The sequence below is a fragment of the Ruegeria sp. SCP10 genome (assembly GCF_040329495.1).
Classification (GTDB): domain Bacteria; phylum Pseudomonadota; class Alphaproteobacteria; order Rhodobacterales; family Rhodobacteraceae; genus Ruegeria.
This window is the reverse complement of sequence record NZ_JBDZYF010000002.1, coordinates 57,833-76,026: the sequence shown is the minus strand read 5'-3', so window position 1 is coordinate 76,026 and position 18,194 is coordinate 57,833. Positions and strand designations below refer to the sequence as shown.

Annotated in this window: 20 protein-coding genes; 8 read left to right on the top strand and 12 right to left on the bottom strand. The window is 55.7% G+C overall.

What is annotated here, in order from left to right:
- The first annotated feature begins 3 nt into the window (after window positions 1-3).
- Window positions 4-357, top strand: coding sequence for a YbaN family protein (locus tag ABLN87_RS06745; protein WP_353008490.1), 354 nt, complete (start codon window positions 4-6; stop codon window positions 355-357).
- Here ABLN87_RS06745 and ABLN87_RS06740 read toward each other — a convergent pair.
- The 7 genes from ABLN87_RS06740 to ABLN87_RS06710 form a co-directional block, all read right to left on the bottom strand.
- The gene (locus tag ABLN87_RS06740; RefSeq protein WP_353008489.1) at window positions 347-1,243 is read right to left on the bottom strand and encodes a ParB/RepB/Spo0J family partition protein; all 897 of its coding nucleotides are present in this window, start codon (window positions 1,241-1,243) and stop codon (window positions 347-349) included. The genes ABLN87_RS06745 and ABLN87_RS06740 overlap by 11 nt on opposite strands.
- A 21-nt stretch (window positions 1,244-1,264) precedes the next feature.
- Window positions 1,265-2,068 (bottom strand): ParA family protein, encoded by an 804-nt coding sequence (locus tag ABLN87_RS06735; RefSeq protein ID WP_353008488.1) that lies wholly within the window; start codon window positions 2,066-2,068, stop codon window positions 1,265-1,267.
- On the bottom strand, window positions 2,061-2,681 hold the full coding sequence (rsmG, locus tag ABLN87_RS06730) for a 16S rRNA (guanine(527)-N(7))-methyltransferase RsmG (RefSeq protein WP_353008487.1): 621 nt from the start codon (window positions 2,679-2,681) through the stop codon (window positions 2,061-2,063). The genes ABLN87_RS06735 and rsmG overlap by 8 nt, the downstream gene beginning before the upstream one ends.
- Window positions 2,678-4,546 (bottom strand): tRNA uridine-5-carboxymethylaminomethyl(34) synthesis enzyme MnmG, encoded by a 1,869-nt coding sequence (gene mnmG, locus ABLN87_RS06725; RefSeq protein WP_353008485.1) that lies wholly within the window; start codon window positions 4,544-4,546, stop codon window positions 2,678-2,680. Before mnmG ends, rsmG begins: the two co-directional genes overlap by 4 nt.
- Before the next feature lie 12 nt (window positions 4,547-4,558).
- Window positions 4,559-5,845 (bottom strand): tRNA uridine-5-carboxymethylaminomethyl(34) synthesis GTPase MnmE, encoded by a 1,287-nt coding sequence (mnmE, locus tag ABLN87_RS06720; RefSeq protein ID WP_353008483.1) that lies wholly within the window; start codon window positions 5,843-5,845, stop codon window positions 4,559-4,561.
- 30 nt (window positions 5,846-5,875) lie between these two features.
- Window positions 5,876-7,147, bottom strand: coding sequence for a transcription termination factor Rho (rho, locus tag ABLN87_RS06715; RefSeq protein ID WP_353008481.1), 1,272 nt, complete (start codon window positions 7,145-7,147; stop codon window positions 5,876-5,878).
- A gap of 120 nt (window positions 7,148-7,267) precedes the next feature.
- On the bottom strand, window positions 7,268-7,717 hold the full coding sequence (locus ABLN87_RS06710; protein ID WP_353008480.1) for a CopD family protein: 450 nt from the start codon (window positions 7,715-7,717) through the stop codon (window positions 7,268-7,270).
- 404 nt (window positions 7,718-8,121) lie between these two features.
- Between ABLN87_RS06710 and ABLN87_RS06705 the strand changes: the two genes are divergently transcribed.
- From ABLN87_RS06705 to dnaQ, 4 genes are read left to right on the top strand one after another with little or no spacing between them, the layout of a single operon-like run.
- Window positions 8,122-8,721, top strand: coding sequence for a Maf family protein (locus tag ABLN87_RS06705; RefSeq protein WP_353008479.1), 600 nt, complete (start codon window positions 8,122-8,124; stop codon window positions 8,719-8,721).
- Window positions 8,718-9,551, top strand: coding sequence for a shikimate dehydrogenase (locus ABLN87_RS06700; RefSeq protein ID WP_353008478.1), 834 nt, complete (start codon window positions 8,718-8,720; stop codon window positions 9,549-9,551). The genes ABLN87_RS06705 and ABLN87_RS06700 overlap by 4 nt, the downstream gene beginning before the upstream one ends.
- A complete protein-coding gene (coaE, locus tag ABLN87_RS06695) occupies window positions 9,548-10,141 on the top strand; it encodes a dephospho-CoA kinase (RefSeq protein WP_353008477.1) in 594 nt (197 codons plus the stop codon). The genes ABLN87_RS06700 and coaE overlap by 4 nt, the downstream gene beginning before the upstream one ends.
- Window positions 10,134-10,856 carry a DNA polymerase III subunit epsilon gene (gene dnaQ, locus ABLN87_RS06690; RefSeq protein ID WP_353008476.1) on the top strand — a complete coding sequence of 241 codons (723 nt, stop codon included), beginning with the start codon at window positions 10,134-10,136 and terminating at the stop codon, window positions 10,854-10,856. The genes coaE and dnaQ overlap by 8 nt, the downstream gene beginning before the upstream one ends.
- Window positions 10,857-10,880: 24 nt before the next feature.
- On the opposite strand, the gene secB is transcribed toward dnaQ, so the two are convergent.
- Together secB and ABLN87_RS06680 are read right to left on the bottom strand one after the other, a co-directional pair.
- The gene (gene secB, locus ABLN87_RS06685; RefSeq protein WP_170534282.1) at window positions 10,881-11,381 is read right to left on the bottom strand and encodes a protein-export chaperone SecB; all 501 of its coding nucleotides are present in this window, start codon (window positions 11,379-11,381) and stop codon (window positions 10,881-10,883) included.
- Between the two features lie 54 nt (window positions 11,382-11,435).
- A complete protein-coding gene (locus tag ABLN87_RS06680; RefSeq protein ID WP_353008474.1) occupies window positions 11,436-11,936 on the bottom strand; it encodes an FxsA family protein in 501 nt (166 codons plus the stop codon).
- A gap of 108 nt (window positions 11,937-12,044) precedes the next feature.
- Between ABLN87_RS06680 and ABLN87_RS06675 the strand changes: the two genes are divergently transcribed.
- From ABLN87_RS06675 to ABLN87_RS06665, 3 genes are read left to right on the top strand one after another with little or no spacing between them, the layout of a single operon-like run.
- Window positions 12,045-12,704 carry a Tim44/TimA family putative adaptor protein gene (locus ABLN87_RS06675; protein WP_170534284.1) on the top strand — a complete coding sequence of 220 codons (660 nt, stop codon included), beginning with the start codon at window positions 12,045-12,047 and terminating at the stop codon, window positions 12,702-12,704.
- The gene (locus ABLN87_RS06670) at window positions 12,701-13,741 is read left to right on the top strand and encodes a murein transglycosylase A (RefSeq protein WP_417750385.1); all 1,041 of its coding nucleotides are present in this window, start codon (window positions 12,701-12,703) and stop codon (window positions 13,739-13,741) included. Before ABLN87_RS06675 ends, ABLN87_RS06670 begins: the two co-directional genes overlap by 4 nt.
- Complete coding sequence (locus tag ABLN87_RS06665; RefSeq protein WP_353008471.1) at window positions 13,741-14,328, top strand: Smr/MutS family protein; 588 nt, start codon at window positions 13,741-13,743, stop codon at window positions 14,326-14,328. The genes ABLN87_RS06670 and ABLN87_RS06665 overlap by 1 nt, the downstream gene beginning before the upstream one ends.
- On the opposite strand, the gene ABLN87_RS06660 is transcribed toward ABLN87_RS06665, so the two are convergent.
- The 3 genes from ABLN87_RS06660 to hslU form a co-directional block, all read right to left on the bottom strand.
- Window positions 14,325-15,545, bottom strand: a complete 1,221-nt coding sequence (locus ABLN87_RS06660) for an MFS transporter (protein WP_353008470.1) — start codon at window positions 15,543-15,545, stop codon at window positions 14,325-14,327. The genes ABLN87_RS06665 and ABLN87_RS06660 overlap by 4 nt on opposite strands.
- Window positions 15,542-16,645: an alpha/beta hydrolase gene (locus tag ABLN87_RS06655; protein ID WP_417750384.1), complete on the bottom strand. Its 1,104-nt coding sequence runs from the start codon at window positions 16,643-16,645 to the stop codon at window positions 15,542-15,544. The genes ABLN87_RS06660 and ABLN87_RS06655 overlap by 4 nt, the downstream gene beginning before the upstream one ends.
- Before the next feature lie 100 nt (window positions 16,646-16,745).
- Entirely contained in the window at window positions 16,746-18,053 is a 1,308-nt protein-coding gene (gene hslU / locus ABLN87_RS06650) for an ATP-dependent protease ATPase subunit HslU (protein WP_353008468.1), read from the bottom strand.
- Between the last annotated feature and the right edge of the window lie 141 nt (window positions 18,054-18,194).

Genomic DNA, 18,194 nt, shown 5'->3' with positions numbered 1-18,194 from the left:
TGCATGCGGTATCTTTGGGCCACATTCGGATTGCTCTGTGTTGCACTGGCAATGCTTGGCGTTATCCTTCCCCTATTGCCCACGGTTCCGTTTCTTCTGCTGGCAGCATTTTTCTTCGCCAAATCCTCATCCCGCCTTCACAACTGGCTTCTGACGCATCGGCTGTTCGGGCCCATGATCGAAGATTGGCAACGCTCACGCGCTATCCGTCCAGCCGCAAAAAAAGCGGCAACTGTTTCAGTCGCCGCCGTCTTCGGGATTTCTTTAATTTTATCCGCACCGCCCTACGTCCTGATCATTCAGGCCATCGTCCTAAGCGCCGTGCTGACGTTTATCTGGACTCGCCCTAGCGGCTAAGTTTCGCGCAGAGATCGTCAAGCTGATCCAGGTTTTCATAGGTCAGTACGACCTGACCGCTTTCAGTGCCCGGCTTGTGGTTGATCACCACCTTCATTGCCAAAATGGCCGAAAGATCCTTTTCCAGCGCACGTGTATCTGCATCCTTGCCCGCATTCAGATTGCGGGACTGAGGCGCTGTCCGGGGAGTATTCCCCTGCTGTTGCTTTTTCACCAGCGCTTCGGTCGCTCGAACCGACAAGCCATCTTTAACAACCAGTTTTGCCAATTCAGATGGGTTTTCTGCTGTAATAAGCGCCCGCGCGTGACCTGCTGACAGCTTGCCTTCGATCACCAGCGTCTGAACATCCATCGGCAAAGACAAAAGGCGCAGCAGGTTTGCGATATGGCTGCGGCTTTTGCCCAAAGCCTCGGCCATTTTTTCCTGCGTATGACCAAACCGATCCATCAACTGCTTGTATCCAGCAGCCTCTTCAACGGCGTTCAGATCAGCACGTTGAATGTTTTCAATAATCGCAACTTCCAGCACTTCGGTATCGTCAAAATCACGAATTATAACTGGAATATCATGTAGTTGCGCCATTTGCGCCGCACGCCAGCGGCGTTCGCCCGCAACAATCTCATATGCCCCGTCTCCAATCGACCGCACGATCAAAGGCTGGATGATGCCCTTTTCCTTAACAGAGGCCGCGAGCTCGTTCAGCTGGTCGGGCAAAAATGTACGGCGCGGCTGGTCGGGGTTGGCTTTCAGCTTTTCAATCGGAACGGTCATGTCCGGGCGGCGCGGCTCTGCAGGGGCGCGCCCATCTCCGTCCTGCGTCACATCCGCCATCAACGCAGATAGACCGCGCCCAAGGCCCCTCGATTTTGTTTTCTTGGCGCTCACGTCGCCCTCCTGACTTGTCGCTTATGCGGCGACTTTGTTGTTCTTGTGCATGACTTCGCGCGCCAGGTGCCGATAGGCCATCGCCCCAAGCGATCCCGAGTCATACTGCAGAACCGGCAACGCAAAGGATGGTGCCTCACTGACCCGCACATTTCTTGGTATCTTGGTCTTAAAAACCATCTCACCCAGATTGTCACGCGCGTCTTTTTCGACTTGGCGGGACAAGTTGTTGCGGTTGTCATACATGGTCAACACAACACCTTCGATTCTCAGGTCCGGATTCGCGGTCTGCCGAACCTCTCTGATCGTCAACATAAGTTGCGAAAGGCCTTCCAGCGCAAAAAACTCGCTCTGCAGTGGAACCAATACCGAATGTGCAGCAACCATTGCGTTTACGGTCAGCAAATTCAGCGACGGCGGGCAATCGATCAGAACAAAATCCAGATCAAATTCATCGATTGACGTCTGGCGCAGGGCGTCGTGCAATAAATAGCTGCGTTTTTCATTTGAAATCAGCTCGATATCAGCCGAGCTTAGGTCCACCGTGGCCGGTATGACGAACAGACCGCCGATCTCGGTTTCCTGAACAACTGCCTCAAGCGGTGCATCATCAAGAATTAGATCGTAAGTCGTCCAATCGCGGTCTTCAACGCCCAGCCCTGTCGATGCATTTCCCTGCGGATCAAGATCAACCACCAAAACTCGGCATCCAGCCTCGGCCAGCCCAGCCGCAAGGTTTATTGCCGTCGTAGTCTTTCCAACGCCACCCTTCTGATTGGCAACCGCGATTATCCGGGGCCCGGAAGGACGAGACAGATCAACCACGTGATACTCCTTTGATCTTAAGGATAACGGCCTGAGGTTCAGTTAAACTTGTAATCGGCTCCGCGTCGAATTTCCATTCCTCGCGCGCCTCGTCCATCTCTTTTTTCCAATTTGCGCCTTTCGGCAACAAGGCTAGGCCGGATTCGCTTAAGTGCCTGTCACAAAATGACAAAAGCGTCTTGAGATCAGCCAAGGCCCGCGCCGATAGGATATCCACGCCCAACGGGTCAACTGCCTCGATCCGCCTTGAGATCACCTCACAATGAACACCGCATTCCCGTGCGACATTGCGCAGAAAGGCCGATTTGCGCTGATCGCTTTCGACGAACTGAAATCGCGCCTCTGGTGCCTCGTCCGCAGCCATAATCGCGCAGACCATTCCTGGAAACCCACCCCCGCTTCCAAGATCGGCCCATGTTCGAAAGGACTTCACGCAACGGAACACCTGCACCGAGTCCAGGATGTGACGGTTCCAGATATCCTCCAGGCTCTTGCGGGAAACCAAATTGATCTTGGGGCTCCAACGCTTGACCAGCTCGACATAAGTTGTGAGGCGATCGAGTGTTTCACGTGAAACATTTAGTGCGTCAAATTCCGGCAATTCAAATGTCATGCTTGCCGCAGCCTTTCGTCACGACGAAGCCTTGCCAGAACAAGTGTTAGTGCCGCAGGGGTCACACCTTCAACTCGGCTGGCCTGTGCGATGTTGGCTGGGCGCGCGGCAGATAACTTCTGCTTCATCTCTACAGACAGTCCATCGAGCGTACTATAGTCAAAGCTCTGCGGGATTACGTAAGCTTCATCACGCTTCATCGCCTCCACATCACGCTGCTGCCGAGTTATGTAGTTGGCGTAGAGCGCATCACGCGAGATTTGCCGGCGAATTTCCGGTGCGGTATCATGCAGATCGGGGATTAAGGGGACTATGTCTTCAAAAGACACATCTGGAAACGCAAGGATCGCAAGGCCATCACGGCGGTTTCCGTCCTGATTTACATTGATGCCAGCCGCTTTGATCTCTTTCGGGGTGTAGGTGCGATTAGTAAGTATCGCTTTTGCACTCTCCAGCTTCGACATCTTACTTTCAAAATGCGCGCGCCTGTTTTCACCAACACAGCCGAGCTGAAGCCCGACGGGTGTCAAACGTTGATCTGCGTTATCCGCCCTCAGTGACAATCTGAACTCAGCCCTTGAGGTGAACATACGATAAGGTTCAGCGACACCTCGAGTCGTTAGATCATCGATCATAACGCCGATGTAGCTATCCGCTCGAGTGAAATGCACAGGTTCTTTCCCCTGCACCTCCAGCGCGGCATTCAGGCCAGCGACCATTCCTTGGGCTGCCGCTTCCTCATATCCTGTGGTTCCATTTATCTGACCCGCAAGATATAGGCCTGGCACTGAAGCAAGCGACAGCGAGGCAGTCAAGATTCTGGGGTCCACATAGTCATATTCAATTGCATACCCAGGTTGCAGAATTTCGGCCTGCTCGAGCCCCTTGATGGACCTAACATAATCCTGCTGGACATCCTGCGGCAATGAGGTCGAGATGCCGTTGGGATAGATGGTGTGATCATCTACACCTTCAGGCTCCAGGAAAATCTGGTGTGAGGTTTTGTCAGCGAACCGAACAATTTTATCCTCAATGGATGGGCAGTATCTTGGACCAACACCATCGATATGCCCGCCATACATTGCCGACTTGCTGAGATTATTCTCAATAATCTCATGTGTCCGGGCATTCGTATGGGTAATGCCGCATGAGATTTGGGGCGCGACTGCAGATGTCGATAAGAACGAGAACAACGTTGGTTTATCATCCCCATCTTGCCTCTCCAAATCCGACCAATCGATCGTCCGTCCATCAAGCCTGGGCGGTGTGCCAGTTTTCAGCCTGCCAATGGGCAGCTCGTAGCCGTCCAATCTCTCGGCCAGCTTCGTAGATGGTCGATCTCCCATGCGACCACCCGGTCGCGATACATCGCCGATATGGATCACTCCACGCAAAAAAGTGCCCGACGTTAGAATTACCGCGCGTGCTGAAACCCCCGATCCGTCACCAAGGATTACGCCCGCAACGCGGTCGTCTTCCATTTTGAAATCCACAACCTCACCAACCAGAACGGTCAAATTCTCTTGCTGATCCGTTTCTGCTTGCATCGCCGCGCGATACAGTGCTCGGTCAGCTTGCGTTCTGGGTCCTTGAACAGCTGGGCCTTTGCGGCGGTTAAGCAGTCGAAACTGAATACCTGCGCGATCTGCAACGCGACCCATGACCCCATCCAGCGCATCTATCTCTCGTACCAGATGACCTTTACCCAAGCCGCCAATCGCTGGGTTACAGGACATCACACCGATATCGGTTGCTGACAGTGTCACAAGCGCTGTCAACGCACCCATCCGCGCAGCCGCATGAGCAGCCTCCGTTCCCGCATGCCCCGCGCCGATAACGACGACATCAAAACCTGAATGTTTCACGTGAAACACTCCTTATTTCCCAAGGCAGAAACTTGAGAAGATTTCATCCAATAGATCTTCGACACCTATTCTACCCACCAAAGATTCAAGCGCCCGGATTGCAGTACGCATTTCCTCTGCTGCAATATCATACAGGTCCGGACCTGATTCCAGAACCGACATTGCACTGTCCAAAGCACGCTTTGCAGCAATCAGCGCAACCCTGTGCCGCTCCCGTGTAGCTATACCATGGCTAGTGGAACGACCTTCCAACACACGCGATATATTGTTAATCAATAGATCAATTCCCTGGCCGGTTTTCCCGGAAACTCCATTGTCGACATCTGGTCTGAGATCTGATTTCGGTCGAACAAAGATGTCCCCCTCTTGAAACGGTACGCCAAGTTCCGAGGGATCGTCAGAGAGAAAAACACGCAGATCAGCCGTTTCTGCACGTTTGCGCGCGCGTTCGATACCAAGGTTTTCAACGTGGTCTTCGGTTTCTCGCAAACCAGCGGTATCCAACAGCGTTACAGGCAACCCCGAGAGGTCCATGCGTACCTCAATCACGTCCCGCGTGGTTCCCGCATATTCCGAAGTGATCGCTGCCTCACGCCCTGCAAGCGCGTTTAGCAGGGTTGATTTACCTGCATTCGGCAGCCCAATGATTGCCACTTCAAATCCGGTTCGAATACGTTCAGCAATCTGAACACCATCTGCCTCGCGCTGAAGGTCATCAGCAACACCAGAAACCAACTGCCGAACTTCAGGAGTGACGTCGGTTGGAACCTCCTCATCAGCGAAGTCAATCACAGCTTCCAACAACGAAGCTGCCCGGATCAGGTCGCGCCGCCAACGTTCGGCAAGCTGCCCCAACTCCCCTGCTAGAATGGTTTGAGCTTGCTGTCGCTGTGCTTCGGTTTCAGCGTCGATCAGATCGGCAAGGCCTTCGACCTGTGTCAGGTCCATCTTGCCGTTTTCCAACGCCCGGCGGGTGAATTCTCCGGGGTCAGCCAGACGCACCCCATCGACATCAGACATGCATCGCATCACAGCATTCACGGTAGCTGTACTGCCGTGAATTTGCAGTTCAGCAACGTCTTCGCCGGTAAAACTAGCCGGCGCCTGGAAGGTCAGGACCAAACCATCATCTAACCGAGAACCGCCGGGATCACGCAAGGTGCGAAAGGCCATACCCCGCGGTGACAGGGCACCGCCCGACATCTCGGCCGCAGCGCGATGTGCATCAGGACCCGAGAGGCGAATGACCGCCACCCCGGCTTTGCCCTGCGCACTGGCCAAGGCGAATATCGTATCCATTCGAAGGCCTCGCGTCAGTTAAGACCTGTGTCAGGTATTCATCGAATCGAAGAACTCGCCGTTTGTCTTGGTCTGTTTCAACTTCGACAACAGGAACTCGATTGCGTCGGTGGTGCCCATCGGATTGAGGATACGGCGCAGAACGAAGGTTTTGGCCAGATCACCCTTGTCGACCAGAAGGTCCTCTTTCCGGGTGCCGGATTTGAGAATATCGATGGCCGGGAACACGCGCTTGTCTGCGATCTTGCGGTCCAGAACGATTTCCGAGTTACCAGTTCCTTTGAATTCTTCAAAGATGACCTCGTCCATCCGGCTGCCGGTATCGATCAATGCTGTGGCGATGATGGTCAGCGAGCCGCCCTCTTCAATGTTCCGCGCGGCACCAAAGAACCGCTTGGGCCGTTGCAGAGCATTCGCATCCACACCACCGGTCAAAACTTTACCCGAAGATGGGACCACGGTGTTAAAGGCCCTACCAAGTCTTGTGATCGAATCGAGAAGAATAACAACATCTCGTTTATGTTCGACCAAACGCTTGGCTTTTTCGATCACCATCTCGGAAACGGCAACGTGGCGGGTAGCCGGTTCGTCGAAGGTCGAAGACACAACCTCACCCTTCACCGAACGCTGCATATCGGTCACTTCTTCGGGCCGTTCATCGATCAGCAGGACGATCAGATAACACTCCGGGTGGTTCTGTTCGATCGAGTGCGCGATGTTCTGCAGGATCACGGTTTTACCGGTCCGCGGCGGTGCCACGATCAAGGACCGCTGGCCTTTGCCGATAGGTGACACAAGGTCGATCACACGGGCCGACTTGTCCTTGATGGTCGGATCCTCGATCTCCATCTTCAAGCGCTCATCGGGATACAGAGGCGTCAGGTTGTCGAACAGGATCTTGTGCTTGGCCTTCTCGGGATCTTCAAAGTTGATCTTAGTGACCTTGGTCAGCGCAAAGTAACGCTCATTATCATCGGGCGCCTTAATCTCACCTTCGACGGTGTCACCAGTGCGCAGCGAATGCAGACGGATCATGTCGGGCGAGACATAAATGTCGTCAGGGCCCGGCAGATAATTCGCCTCAGGCGAGCGGAGGAAGCCGAAGCCGTCTTGCAGGACCTCCAACACGCCGTCACCGCCAACGGTCCAGCCCTCATCCGCACGTTCGCGCAGGATCTGGAACATCATCTCGCCTTTACGCATGGTCGAGGCGTTTTCGATCTCCAGCTCTTCGGCCATCGCCAGAAGGTCTTTGGGGCTTTTGGCTTTCAAGTCGGCAAGATTCAGGGATTCAGCTGTCATGATACATACCTTCACCGCAGATTGCGGCACGAAGTGGAATTTCAGTACGGAAAATACGCCGCCCGGACGGGCGTGTTTCGGGTTCAATAAGCGCTTACTTAATAAGAGTCAAACAAGCCGTCAGAATTTCAAAACAACCGACAGGACGATGATCACCATCAAAACGGTCGGAACCTCATTCATCATGCGGTACTGACGCCCTGTGAGCGTGTTTCGGCCTGCAACGAAGTCCTTTCGGCGGGCCATAAGCCAATGATGAAACCAGGTCATTCCGATCACAGCTGCCCCCTTGGTCCAGGGCCAGACGAAATCCCAACTGACGATGCCTGGCGTAAACACCATGATCAGCCCACAGACCCAAGCAACGACACTGGCAGGACCCATGATCACCCGTAGTAGCTTTTCTTCCATTTCAAAGAAAATCTCTTGAGCGCTATCGACCGTCTGCGCTTTTTCTACGTGATAGACAAACAGCCGGGGTAAATAGAACAAGCCGGCCATCCAAGAGATCACGGCCATTATATGAAGCGCCTTCACCCACGGGTAGATCGTGAAAAGAAGATCAGTCATTCTGGCTCCGAACGTTGTTCGACCCTTTCCCTAATAAAAAAAAAGGAAAGAAGAAAGGATGATGGTTTTGTAGTGTAGGTAATTTCCGTGGATTACTTTTTTACCCTTCAGTTTTCCCCAGGTGGACAAGTTTGCCGAAGCGTAGGCGTATTTTGTGAATTTCATAAATATCATATATATAACAAATACTTATATCTTTAACGTTCTTTGAAAACTGGGGATAATTGACGGAATATCTATGGGGGATAGAGTTATCCTGTGATCTAGACTTATCCTTGTCTCGGCTGGACAGTGTTTGAGCGACTCAGGGAAGTTTTGCGGGTTTTTCCCGGGCTTGCGTGTCAATCTGAAAACCATACAAAGCGTCCAAGACTGCTCATTGATTTGCACACGGGGTTTTCCACATGTCTGTCCCCATCATTCTGGCCTCGGGCTCAACCATTCGCGCGCAACTGCTGAAAAATGCAGGCGTGCCTTTTACTGTTCAAGTGGCGCGCGTGGATGAGGATACCATGAAACGCGCGCTTTTGGCCGAAGATGCCGCGCCGCGTGATATCGCGGATGCGCTCGCGGAAATCAAAGCGCGTAAGATCAGTGACAAATCTCCGGGCGCGATGGTGCTGGGGTGTGATCAGATGTTGGATTTTGAGGGGCAACTGCTGTCGAAACCACAAACGCCCGAGGATGCGTTGGCACAGCTCAAGGCAATGCGGGGCAAGCGGCATATGCTGTTGTCTGCAGCGGTGATTTATCAGGATGGTGAGCCGATCTGGCGGCATGTGGGTCAGGTCCGTCTGCGGATGCGGATGAGCTCGGATGCTTATTTGCGCGATTATGTTGACCGGAACTGGGACAGTATTCGCCATGCTGTAGGAGCTTATAAACTGGAAGAAGAAGGTGCACGCCTATTTGCGACCATTGACGGCGACTACTTTAACGTTTTGGGTATGCCCTTGTTGGAGCTGCTCAACTACCTGGCTGTCAAAGGGGTGATCGATCAATGACGGACTATCGGGTTCCCTTGGCCGGGGTGATTGGGCATCCGATCGGGCATTCCCGGTCGCCCAAACTGCATGGACATTGGCTAAAAACTTATGGGCTGCCGGGGCACTACATTCCAATGGATGCGGCCCCAGCGGATCTTGAGACCGTGTTGCGCACACTGCCCAAAGCCGGGTTTGTCGGCGCGAACGTGACGGTGCCTCATAAAGAAGCCGCTTTGCGGATTGCCGATCATGTCTCTGACCGGGCAACGGTGATCGGGGCGGCGAATACATTGGTGTTTCGCAAGGATGGCTCGATCCATGCGGACAACACGGATGGCTATGGGTTCATGGAAAACCTGCGCAGTGGCGCGCCGGACTGGAACGCTCAGGATGGCCCGGCGGTTGTGTTCGGCGCAGGTGGCGCGGCGCGGGCGGTTCTGCAGGCATTGGCCGATGCGGGCGTGCCGGAAATCCTGCTGACCAACCGCACCCGCACCCGCGCGGACCACCTGAAAGAAGAAATCGGCCAGCGCATCACTGTGGTTGACTGGGTTCAGGCCGGAAATGTCGTGGAAAATGCAGAGCTTGTGGTCAATACAACCTCACTGGGCATGCAGGGCCAGCCTGAATTGCGAGTACCTTTGGACGGGTTGCAGCCCGGCGCGGTGGTGACCGATCTGGTTTACGCGCCGCTGAAAACCAACCTTCTGAAAACGGCGGAAGAGGCCGGGTGCACCACGGTCGATGGCCTTGGGATGTTGTTGCATCAGGCGGTTCCGGGGTTCGAGCGCTGGTTCGGCGTGCGCCCCGAGGTTGATGCCGACACCCGTGCGGCGGCCCTGGCATGAGCTTTGCGCTTGGCCTGACCGGCTCGATTGGTATGGGTAAAAGCACAACGGCGCAGATGTTTGTCGACGAAGGTTGCGCGCTGTGGGATGCGGATGCGGCTGTTCATCGGTTGTATGCGCCCGAAGGCGCAGCGGTTGAGCCGATGGGCGCGGCCTTTCCTGAAGCCATCATCGATGGAGCGGTTAGTCGGGAGGAGCTGAAACAGATCATTTCACGGGATAGCTCTGCATTGAAAACCATTGAGGCCATTGTCCATCCCTTGGTCGCGGCAGACCGTGCCGCATTCCGCGAAAACGCAACAGCGGATATTCTGGTCTTTGACATTCCCCTGCTATTCGAAACCGGCGGTAATGCGGCCATGGACGCGGTTGCCTGTGTTTCCATTCCGCCCGAAGAACAAAAGCGCCGTGTGACGGCGCGCGGAACGATGACCGAGGCGCAGTTCGAACAGATCCGTGCGAAGCAAATGCCAAATGACGAAAAATGCGCGCGGTCGGATTATGTGATCGTGACCGACACTCTGGACCACGCCCGCGCGCAAGTGCAGGATGTGGTCAGGCAGATACGGGCGGGGATGGTAAATGCGTGAGATTGTGCTTGATACCGAAACCACAGGGTTCGATCCTGAAAGCGGGGATCGGATCGTGGAAATCGGTGCGGTTGAGCTGTGGAACCATGTCGCCACGGGTGAGACCTATCATGTTTACATCAACCCCGAACGCTCCATGCCGGAAGAGGCGTTTGGTGTGCATGGGATTGGCCCCGACCTGCTGGAAACTCCGCGCCCGGCTGAAAAGGGTGAAGTTACACTGAAAGACAAGCCGGTTTTTGCCAAGGTCGGTCAGGGGTTTCGCGATTTTGTCGGCGACGCCAAGCTGGTGATCCACAACGCCTCATTCGACATGAAGTTCCTGAACGCAGAACTAAAATGGATGGGTATGGCCCCGCTGCCGATGGATCAAGCCATTGATACGTTGGCCATCGCGCGCAAACGCTTTCCCGGCTCGCCTGCGTCTTTGGATGCGCTATGCCGACGGTTCAACATCGACAATTCGAACCGGTTGCTTCACGGGGCGTTGCTCGACTCGGAGATTTTGGCCGAGGTCTATCTTGAACTGATCGGCGGCCGTCAGCCAGATTTCGGCCTGTCCACCTCTGCTGCCTCGGGTCCGGGTGGAGCAGATGACTGGCGGCCAAGCCCACGCGCAACGCCTCTGCCCCCTCGGATCACCGATGAGGAACGCGCAGCGCATGAGGCATTTGTCGAGAAATTGGGCGAAAGCGCCCTGTGGACCCGCGCCTGATCCATTCAGGCACGGGTCAGAACCTTAGGCGTCGGTCTTTTCCGCCTGAGCTGCCTGACGGCGCATCAACTCGTTGCGATACAGCGCGACGAAATCGATATTGTCCAGGTTCACTGGCGGGAAGCCTCCGTCACGGGTAACATCGCTGACGATGCGGCGCAGGAATGGGAACAGCATCCGGGGGCACTCGATCATCAGGAACGGGTGCATCTGATCTTCGGGCACGCCCTCCACGTGGAACAGGCCGCAATAGTCAAGCTCGCACAGGAACAGGACGTCATCCATGCCTTTGGCTTTGGACGTCAGGTTCAGTTTGATCGACACCTCGAACTGATGCTCGTTAGGGCGTTTCTTGGCATCCAGGTTCACCTGAACCTGAATTTCGGGCTGTACGTCACCCGACACGCCTTTTTGAGCCATCACGTTTTCAAAGGACATATCGCGGATGAACTGTCCCAGAACGCGCATTTGTACCTGTGGGGCAGTTTGTGCCGCAGTGTTTTCTGCAGCGTTTTCTTCGGCCATGGATCTACTCCAAAAATGAAATTCGCCACTGCTTATCAACTTGGGCGCGGCACCTCAATGCTCGTGGGGGCCTTCGACCCATTTCGATGGTTTTGAGGGGTCTTTCCGGGGGCGCACCTCGGTAAATTCTCCGTCAATCACATCGCTCTGATCAAAAGGGCCACGCTGGGTATGAAAACCCGCCCCGGACCCCATCTGGAATTGGGTGACTTTGACTTTGGACTTCAGGTAGCGGAACACTGCGACCCGGACACCCGGGATAAGCAGTGCAAATCCAATAGCATCGGTGAAAAAGCCGGGCGTCAGAAGCAACGCGCCCGACAGCAGGATCATCGCGCCATGGGCCAGCGGTTCGGTCGGGTCATCCAGTTTGGCAAAGGATTGCTGCAACTGTCCCAGCGCCATGCGACCTTGTGTCCGCACCAAAACAGTGCCCAAAATCGCTGTAAAAACCACAATTCCCAGCGTTGGCCACAGGCCGATCAGACCACCCACTTGAATAAACAGAGCGATTTCGATGATCGGCACTAACAAAAATGCCAAGAACAGGTACATTTGCGCTATCCTTTCCATATGGCCCGGCTGTGGACTTGCCTCGCACTGTCACCTACATAGTGGCAAGAGGCCGTGTACACAAAGTCTTGGCTCTGAGAAGAGGATGAAATGAACGAACCCATGATCCAGTTGCTGGTCCTGGCCGGAATTGCCGTTTTCCTGATCCTGCGCTTGAAAAGCGTATTGGGTTCGCGTGAGGGTTTTGAAAAGCCTCCTGTCCCGCATCAGCCCGATACAGGCTCGTCGCGCCGTGATTTTGAGGTGATCGAAGGCGGCCCCGATCATGACATCACCGACCATGTGCCGGAAGACAGTGATCAGGCGCAAACTCTGGCCGCGATGAAGCGGATTGAGCCCAGCTTTTCCGTCAGCGAGTTTGTTCAGGGCGCACGCGGTGCCTATGAGATGATCGTGATGGGTTTTGAGAAGGGCAACCTGGATGAAATCCAGCCCTTCCTGTCAGAAGAGGTGTTTGACACGTTTGTTTCGGTTGTTGCCGATCGCGAAGACAAGGGCCTGACGATCGAGGCGGAATTCATCGGCGTACGGGAAACTACCCTGACCGATGTGAAGTTCGACAAGGACACCAACGAGGCCGAGATCACCATGAAATTCGTGGGTGAGTTGACCTCGGTCGTGCGGGATCGTGGTGGCGACATCATTGAAGGTAACCCCAACACCGTGAAACGCCAAAAGGACAGCTGGACCTTTGCCCGCGTGATGGGCAAGGACGATCCGAACTGGCTGCTTGTCGCCACGGACGCATGATTGCAACGCTCCGGTCGCTTTTTCTGGTGGGTGCAATGACCACCGCCAGCGCCACCGGAGCAGAGGTGACGCGATCCATTCTGTCATTTGATGACTTGCAGGGCTGGGCCGAGGATGATCACGGCGCGGCTCTTTCCGTTTTTCTGAACACCTGCGGAGATCTGGGACATCCGGATTGGCGCGCGCTTTGCGGTGTTGCGCGCAGCTATGATGCGGATGCCGCACGTGCTTTCTTTGAACTGTTCTTTCGCCCGGTTCTGGTTGAGGATGGTGAGGACGCGTTGTTCACCGGGTATTTCGAGCCTGAGCTCGATGGTTCGAGGGTTCGCACAGAACGCTTCAAATATCCGATCTACAAAATGCCGCCCGAAGCCCGAAGTGATGGGCCATGGCTGAGCCGCCGGGAAATCCTGACCAGCGATGTGATGCAAGGACGTGGTCTGGAAATCGCTTGGGTCGATGATCCGGTCGAACTATTCTTTCTGCAGATTCAGGGCTCGGGCCGGGTAAAGCTGCCCGATGGTGGTGCATTGCGCGTTGGCTATGGTGGTGCCAATGGACACCCCTATCGGTCGATAGGCGTTGAACTGATCCGGCGCGGGATTCTGGGTTCGCACGAAGTCAGCGCGCAGATGATCCGCGCTTGGGTGCGAAAAAACCCGCAGGTCGGGGCCGAGTTGCTGTTTCACAACCCTTCCTACGTGTTCTTCCGCGAGGTAAGCCGCGTTGCGCCCGAATTGGGGCCGTTGGGTGCCATGAACCGGTCTGTGACCACTATGCGCAGTATTGCCGCCGATCCGGCATATACACCGCTGGGCGCACCGGTCTGGGTTGAGAAAGATGGTGCAAACCCTCTGCGCCGATTGATGATTGCGCAGGATACCGGATCAGCCATCAAAGGTGCGCAGCGGGCTGATATCTTTTTTGGAACTGGTGACGAGGCCGGACAAGCTGCTGGCCGGTTGAAGGATCCGGGCCGGATGATCCTGTTGTTGCCAATTCAACGTGCTTACGCCCTGTTGCCGGATGAATTCTGATGACCCGGCGCAAACTGACAAGTGACGAGATCGAGCTTTGGCGCAAGGTCACTAAACAGGCTGAACGGTTGCATCCGGAGATGCCTCAGACCGTGCATCCGACAACCCTGCCCAAGCCGACACCCAAGAAATTGCCGAAACCCCGGATCGAAACCTTTGAACTGGGCCAGACCCATCAAGGCAGACCGTCCGGAAATAGTTTGAAGCCGTCGATAACGGAAACGTTGCGCGCTGCGCCGGTACAGATGGACACCAAGGCGTTTGGTCGGATGAAGCGCGGCAAGCTAAAGCCCGAGGGCAAGCTGGACCTGCATGGGATGCGGATTGAAACAGCTCATCCGGCGCTGGTGCGCTTTGTTCTGACGGCGCAGGCACAAGGCAAGCGGCTGGTGCTGGTGATCACCGGTAAGGGCAAGGACCGTGATGAACCTGGCCCAATCCCGACCCCTCGCGGCGTGCTGCGCAATCAGGTGCCGCATTGGCTGTCCATCCCCCCGCTGGCGCAAGCGGTGATGCAGGTGACTCCGGCCCATATCAGCCATGGCGGTGACGGGGCCTACTACGTCTATCTGAGGCGCTCGCGCTAGAAATCGGCCCTCGCACGCCGGATACCGAACCCGACTAATGCGCAGACCAGCAGGAAAAACGCTGCGATCCAAAGGAATTGCAGGCTGAGCGGGACACCAAGGTCGATCAAAACACCGGTCAAAACCGGACCTATGGCAGAGCCTAGTACCATCAGCGCGGTTGCCAAGGCTTTGATGGCCCCGATATGTCGGGTGCCGTAGAACTCGGCCCAAAACGCGCTGGGCAATGTGTTATGGGCTCCGCCAGTGATGCCCATGAAGATCAAGCCAATCAAAGCGATGCCGATGGTGTCTGCAAAGGCCATGACGCTAAAGCCCATCGCCATTGGTATCTGATAGAATGGCATGATCCGGGCGGTGCCCCATTTGTCCAGTGCCCATCCCGCCACAAACATTGAGACGATCGAAATGACGGTAAAGATCGGGAACAAAGCCACCAATTGAATATGAGCCCAGTCTTTGACCTCGGCCAAGTGGACTTGATGAAAGAAAAAGGCAGTGATGAACGCCGAGGGCCCCAGAATGGCCGGCGCCATGCACCAAAACAGCGGATGCAAAAGCGCCTCACGACGGGTCCAGTGACGGCCCTGCATTCCCGTTGACGCATATTCATCCGCAAGGCTTTGAGGTGTTCGTTCCTGACGCAGTAGACGGATCAGGACCGGAATACCTAACAGGATCAGACCTGCCACCAAAACCCAAAGCCAGCGCCAATCCACAAAAGCCATTGCAGCAACAAAACTGAGGGGCAGCAGAGCCTCGCCGATGGAATAGCCCAGCGAGGCGATTGACAGCGCTTTGCCACGTGATGCCGTAAACCAGCGTGCCATGGCGACTTGTGCCAGATGAGTGCTCATCCCCTGCCCGAACAGCCGCAGCAGAAAGATGACCACCGGCAAAAGGGCGACCCAGGTGTTCCAAGCCAGCGCAAGTGCCGCAAGGGCAAGCCCCGCAAGGACAACGGGCCCCAGAACACGGACGCGGAACACATCTGTCAGGCCACCGGCCCAGATCATCACCCCTGCCGCCACCAAGGTGCCCAGTGAGTAAAGCCCGCCCCAGGCCCCATGGCTCAGCCCATAGGCTGCGCGGATTTCGCCGGCAAAGACCGAGATGAAGAATGTCTGCCCAAAGCTCGACAAGAAGGTCAGTAAAAGACCAGCGCCAAGCCAGGTTGCATTGTCATAAAGGAACTGACGCAGGTTGAACCGCGTCACGGCGTTGTCACCTCTGCCTGTCCGGTTTCGGTCAGCACAATTTCGGTTGCGCCATCGGGGTTGCGTTGATCTTCAGGCACCAGAGTGTTGATGCCCCGGCTGCGCCTGTCATCCGGCCCGAACGTGCCGCTGACGCGCCGGACCGAGCCGAGAATCGCCAAAAGCGCTGGCGAAGTGGCTGCCACGAAATGTGAGGATTGCGCATCACTATTGAACGCAGTTGTGTCGATCACATTGATCGGAAACTCTTCCAGCGCATCGATCGAGCTGATGTTCCCCAAACGCTCACCTTCTGCGGTCCCGCGCAGGCGGGCCGAGATATTGAGTATCTTGTCCTTCTGCGACACCATCACGATGAATGGGTCAGGCGGGTTTGCAATCCGGGCCATCTGAGATCGAAACAGATCAACATCCAGATCGGGCGAGATCAGAACAACGCCTTCCAGATTTCTTTTGGCCCAGCCGGGTTCTTTCAGCTCGGCCTGTCGCATCATCTCCATCGACAGCGCGCCACCCATGGAATGCGCGACCAGAACAACGCGTTTCACGCCCATAGATTTCAAACTGCGAACGGTTTGTTCCAGCCCATCGCGCGCGAACAGCATGCTGTCCAGATCATAGGCATAGCCAAAACCTGTTGCGCGGCTGGGCCATGAATAAACCAGGATCGAGCCGGGTATTCCGATATCATTCGACAGCTGCGCCGCCCGGAACAGGGTCTCGGTTTGGGTCGAGTTGTAGCCATGGACGAAGACCGTCACGTCATCCTGACCATGCAGGCGTTCTTTCAACCCGTTCGGACCATCCAGTTCGGTCACTTTGGCCAGCACAAACTCTTTCTTCGGGTTTGCATTGGCGTATGAAAACTTAAGCGTCCCGGGCGTATGGGTTGGAGGGATTGAAACAGTGGTTTCAAGAAAGCGCAGGCTGTCGCCGCGGCGGAACCCATAGGATCCATCAGGCTCTTTTGCGCGCGACGTGCTGGCGAATACGGTCTTGGGTGTGCCAATAGACAATGCCGAGGGCACAGTTTCCGTGACGGTTCTGTCGACACAGGCCCCAACCGAGAAAATCAGAAACAGAATGACCACATAGCGCAATGCACAAGACCTTCGGAAATGCTTTGCGCTAAGCTATCGATTTCTGCCCTCGCGTCCAGTGACACGCGGAATCTGCGGCGGCAAAATCCAGCTGAATCTGTTACAGAACGTAACGGCTCAGGTCGGTGGACTTGGTTAGCTCGCCCAGGTTTTCTTCGACGAAGGCGGCATTGACCGTGATTTCAGATCCGGCTTTGTCGGGCGCGGTAAAGGACAGTTCCTCAAACACCCGTTCCATTACAGTGTAGAGCCGTCGCGCACCGATGTTTTCGATGCTTTGGTTTACATCTGCCGCAATCCGAGCCAACGCCGCAATGCCATCTTCGGTAAAGCTGACTGTGACCTCTTCGGTGCCCATCAGGGCGGTATATTGGCGGGTCAGGGCGTTGTCAGTTTCGGTCAGGATGCGCACGAAATCTTCTTCGGTCAGGGCGCGCAGCTCTACACGGATCGGCAGGCGGCCCTGCAGTTCGGGCAATAGGTCCGACGGCTTGGCGATGTGGAAGGCCCCGGAAGCGATGAACAGGATGTGGTCGGTTTTCACCGGGCCATGTTTGGTGCTGACCGTCGTGCCTTCGATCAGGGGCAGCAGGTCGCGTTGCACCCCTTCGCGGCTGACGTCGCCGCCGCGCGCGTCTGACCGGGCGCAGACTTTGTCGATTTCATCCAGAAAGACAATACCGTTTTGTTCGACCGACTCCAGTGCCACGCGGTTGACGGCTTCATCATCCAGCAGCTTGTCGGCCTCTTCGCCGATCAGGGCGTCGTAGCTTTCGGCAACGGTCATCCGTTTCTTGACTGTCCGCCCACCGAAGGCTTTGCCGAAGATATCGCCCAGATTCATCATCCCCATCTGGCCACCCGGTTGGCCGGGAATATCGAACATCGGCATTGGGTTTGCGGTTTCCGATAGCTCCAGCTCGATCTCTGTATCATCCAGATCACCCGCTTTCAGCTTTTTGCGAAACATCTCGCGTGTGCCCTCGCGGGCGTCTTCGCCTGCAATCGCCTCGATCACACGATCCTCGGCGGCCTGATGCGCGCGCGCTTTGACATCCTCGCGCATGTATTCACGGGTTTGAACGATGGCGGCGTCGGCCAGATCACGCACGATCTGCTCAACATCACGGCCCACGTAACCGACCTCGGTAAACTTGGTGGCCTCGACCTTGATAAAAGGTGCGCGCGCCAGTTTGGCCAGGCGGCGGCTGATCTCGGTTTTGCCCACACCGGTGGGGCCGATCATCAGGATGTTCTTGGGATAGACCTCATCGCGGATATCATCGGCCAGCTGCTTGCGCCGCCAGCGGTTGCGCAATGCCACGGCAACGGCGCGCTTCGCATCTTTCTGACCAATGATGAAACGGTCCAGTTCCGAGACAATCTCGCGCGGGGTCAGGTCGGTCAAGGCGCAGTCCTTTCAGTCGGCAGGTCAAACTTGGGCTTAGGTAATCATGTGCGGCATGAAAACAACCAAGTGGCTGTATTGGCAGCGTTGGTTAGCAACGCACCATCCGGTTTGCAATGCTTTCCATAGGTGAAACGCGCC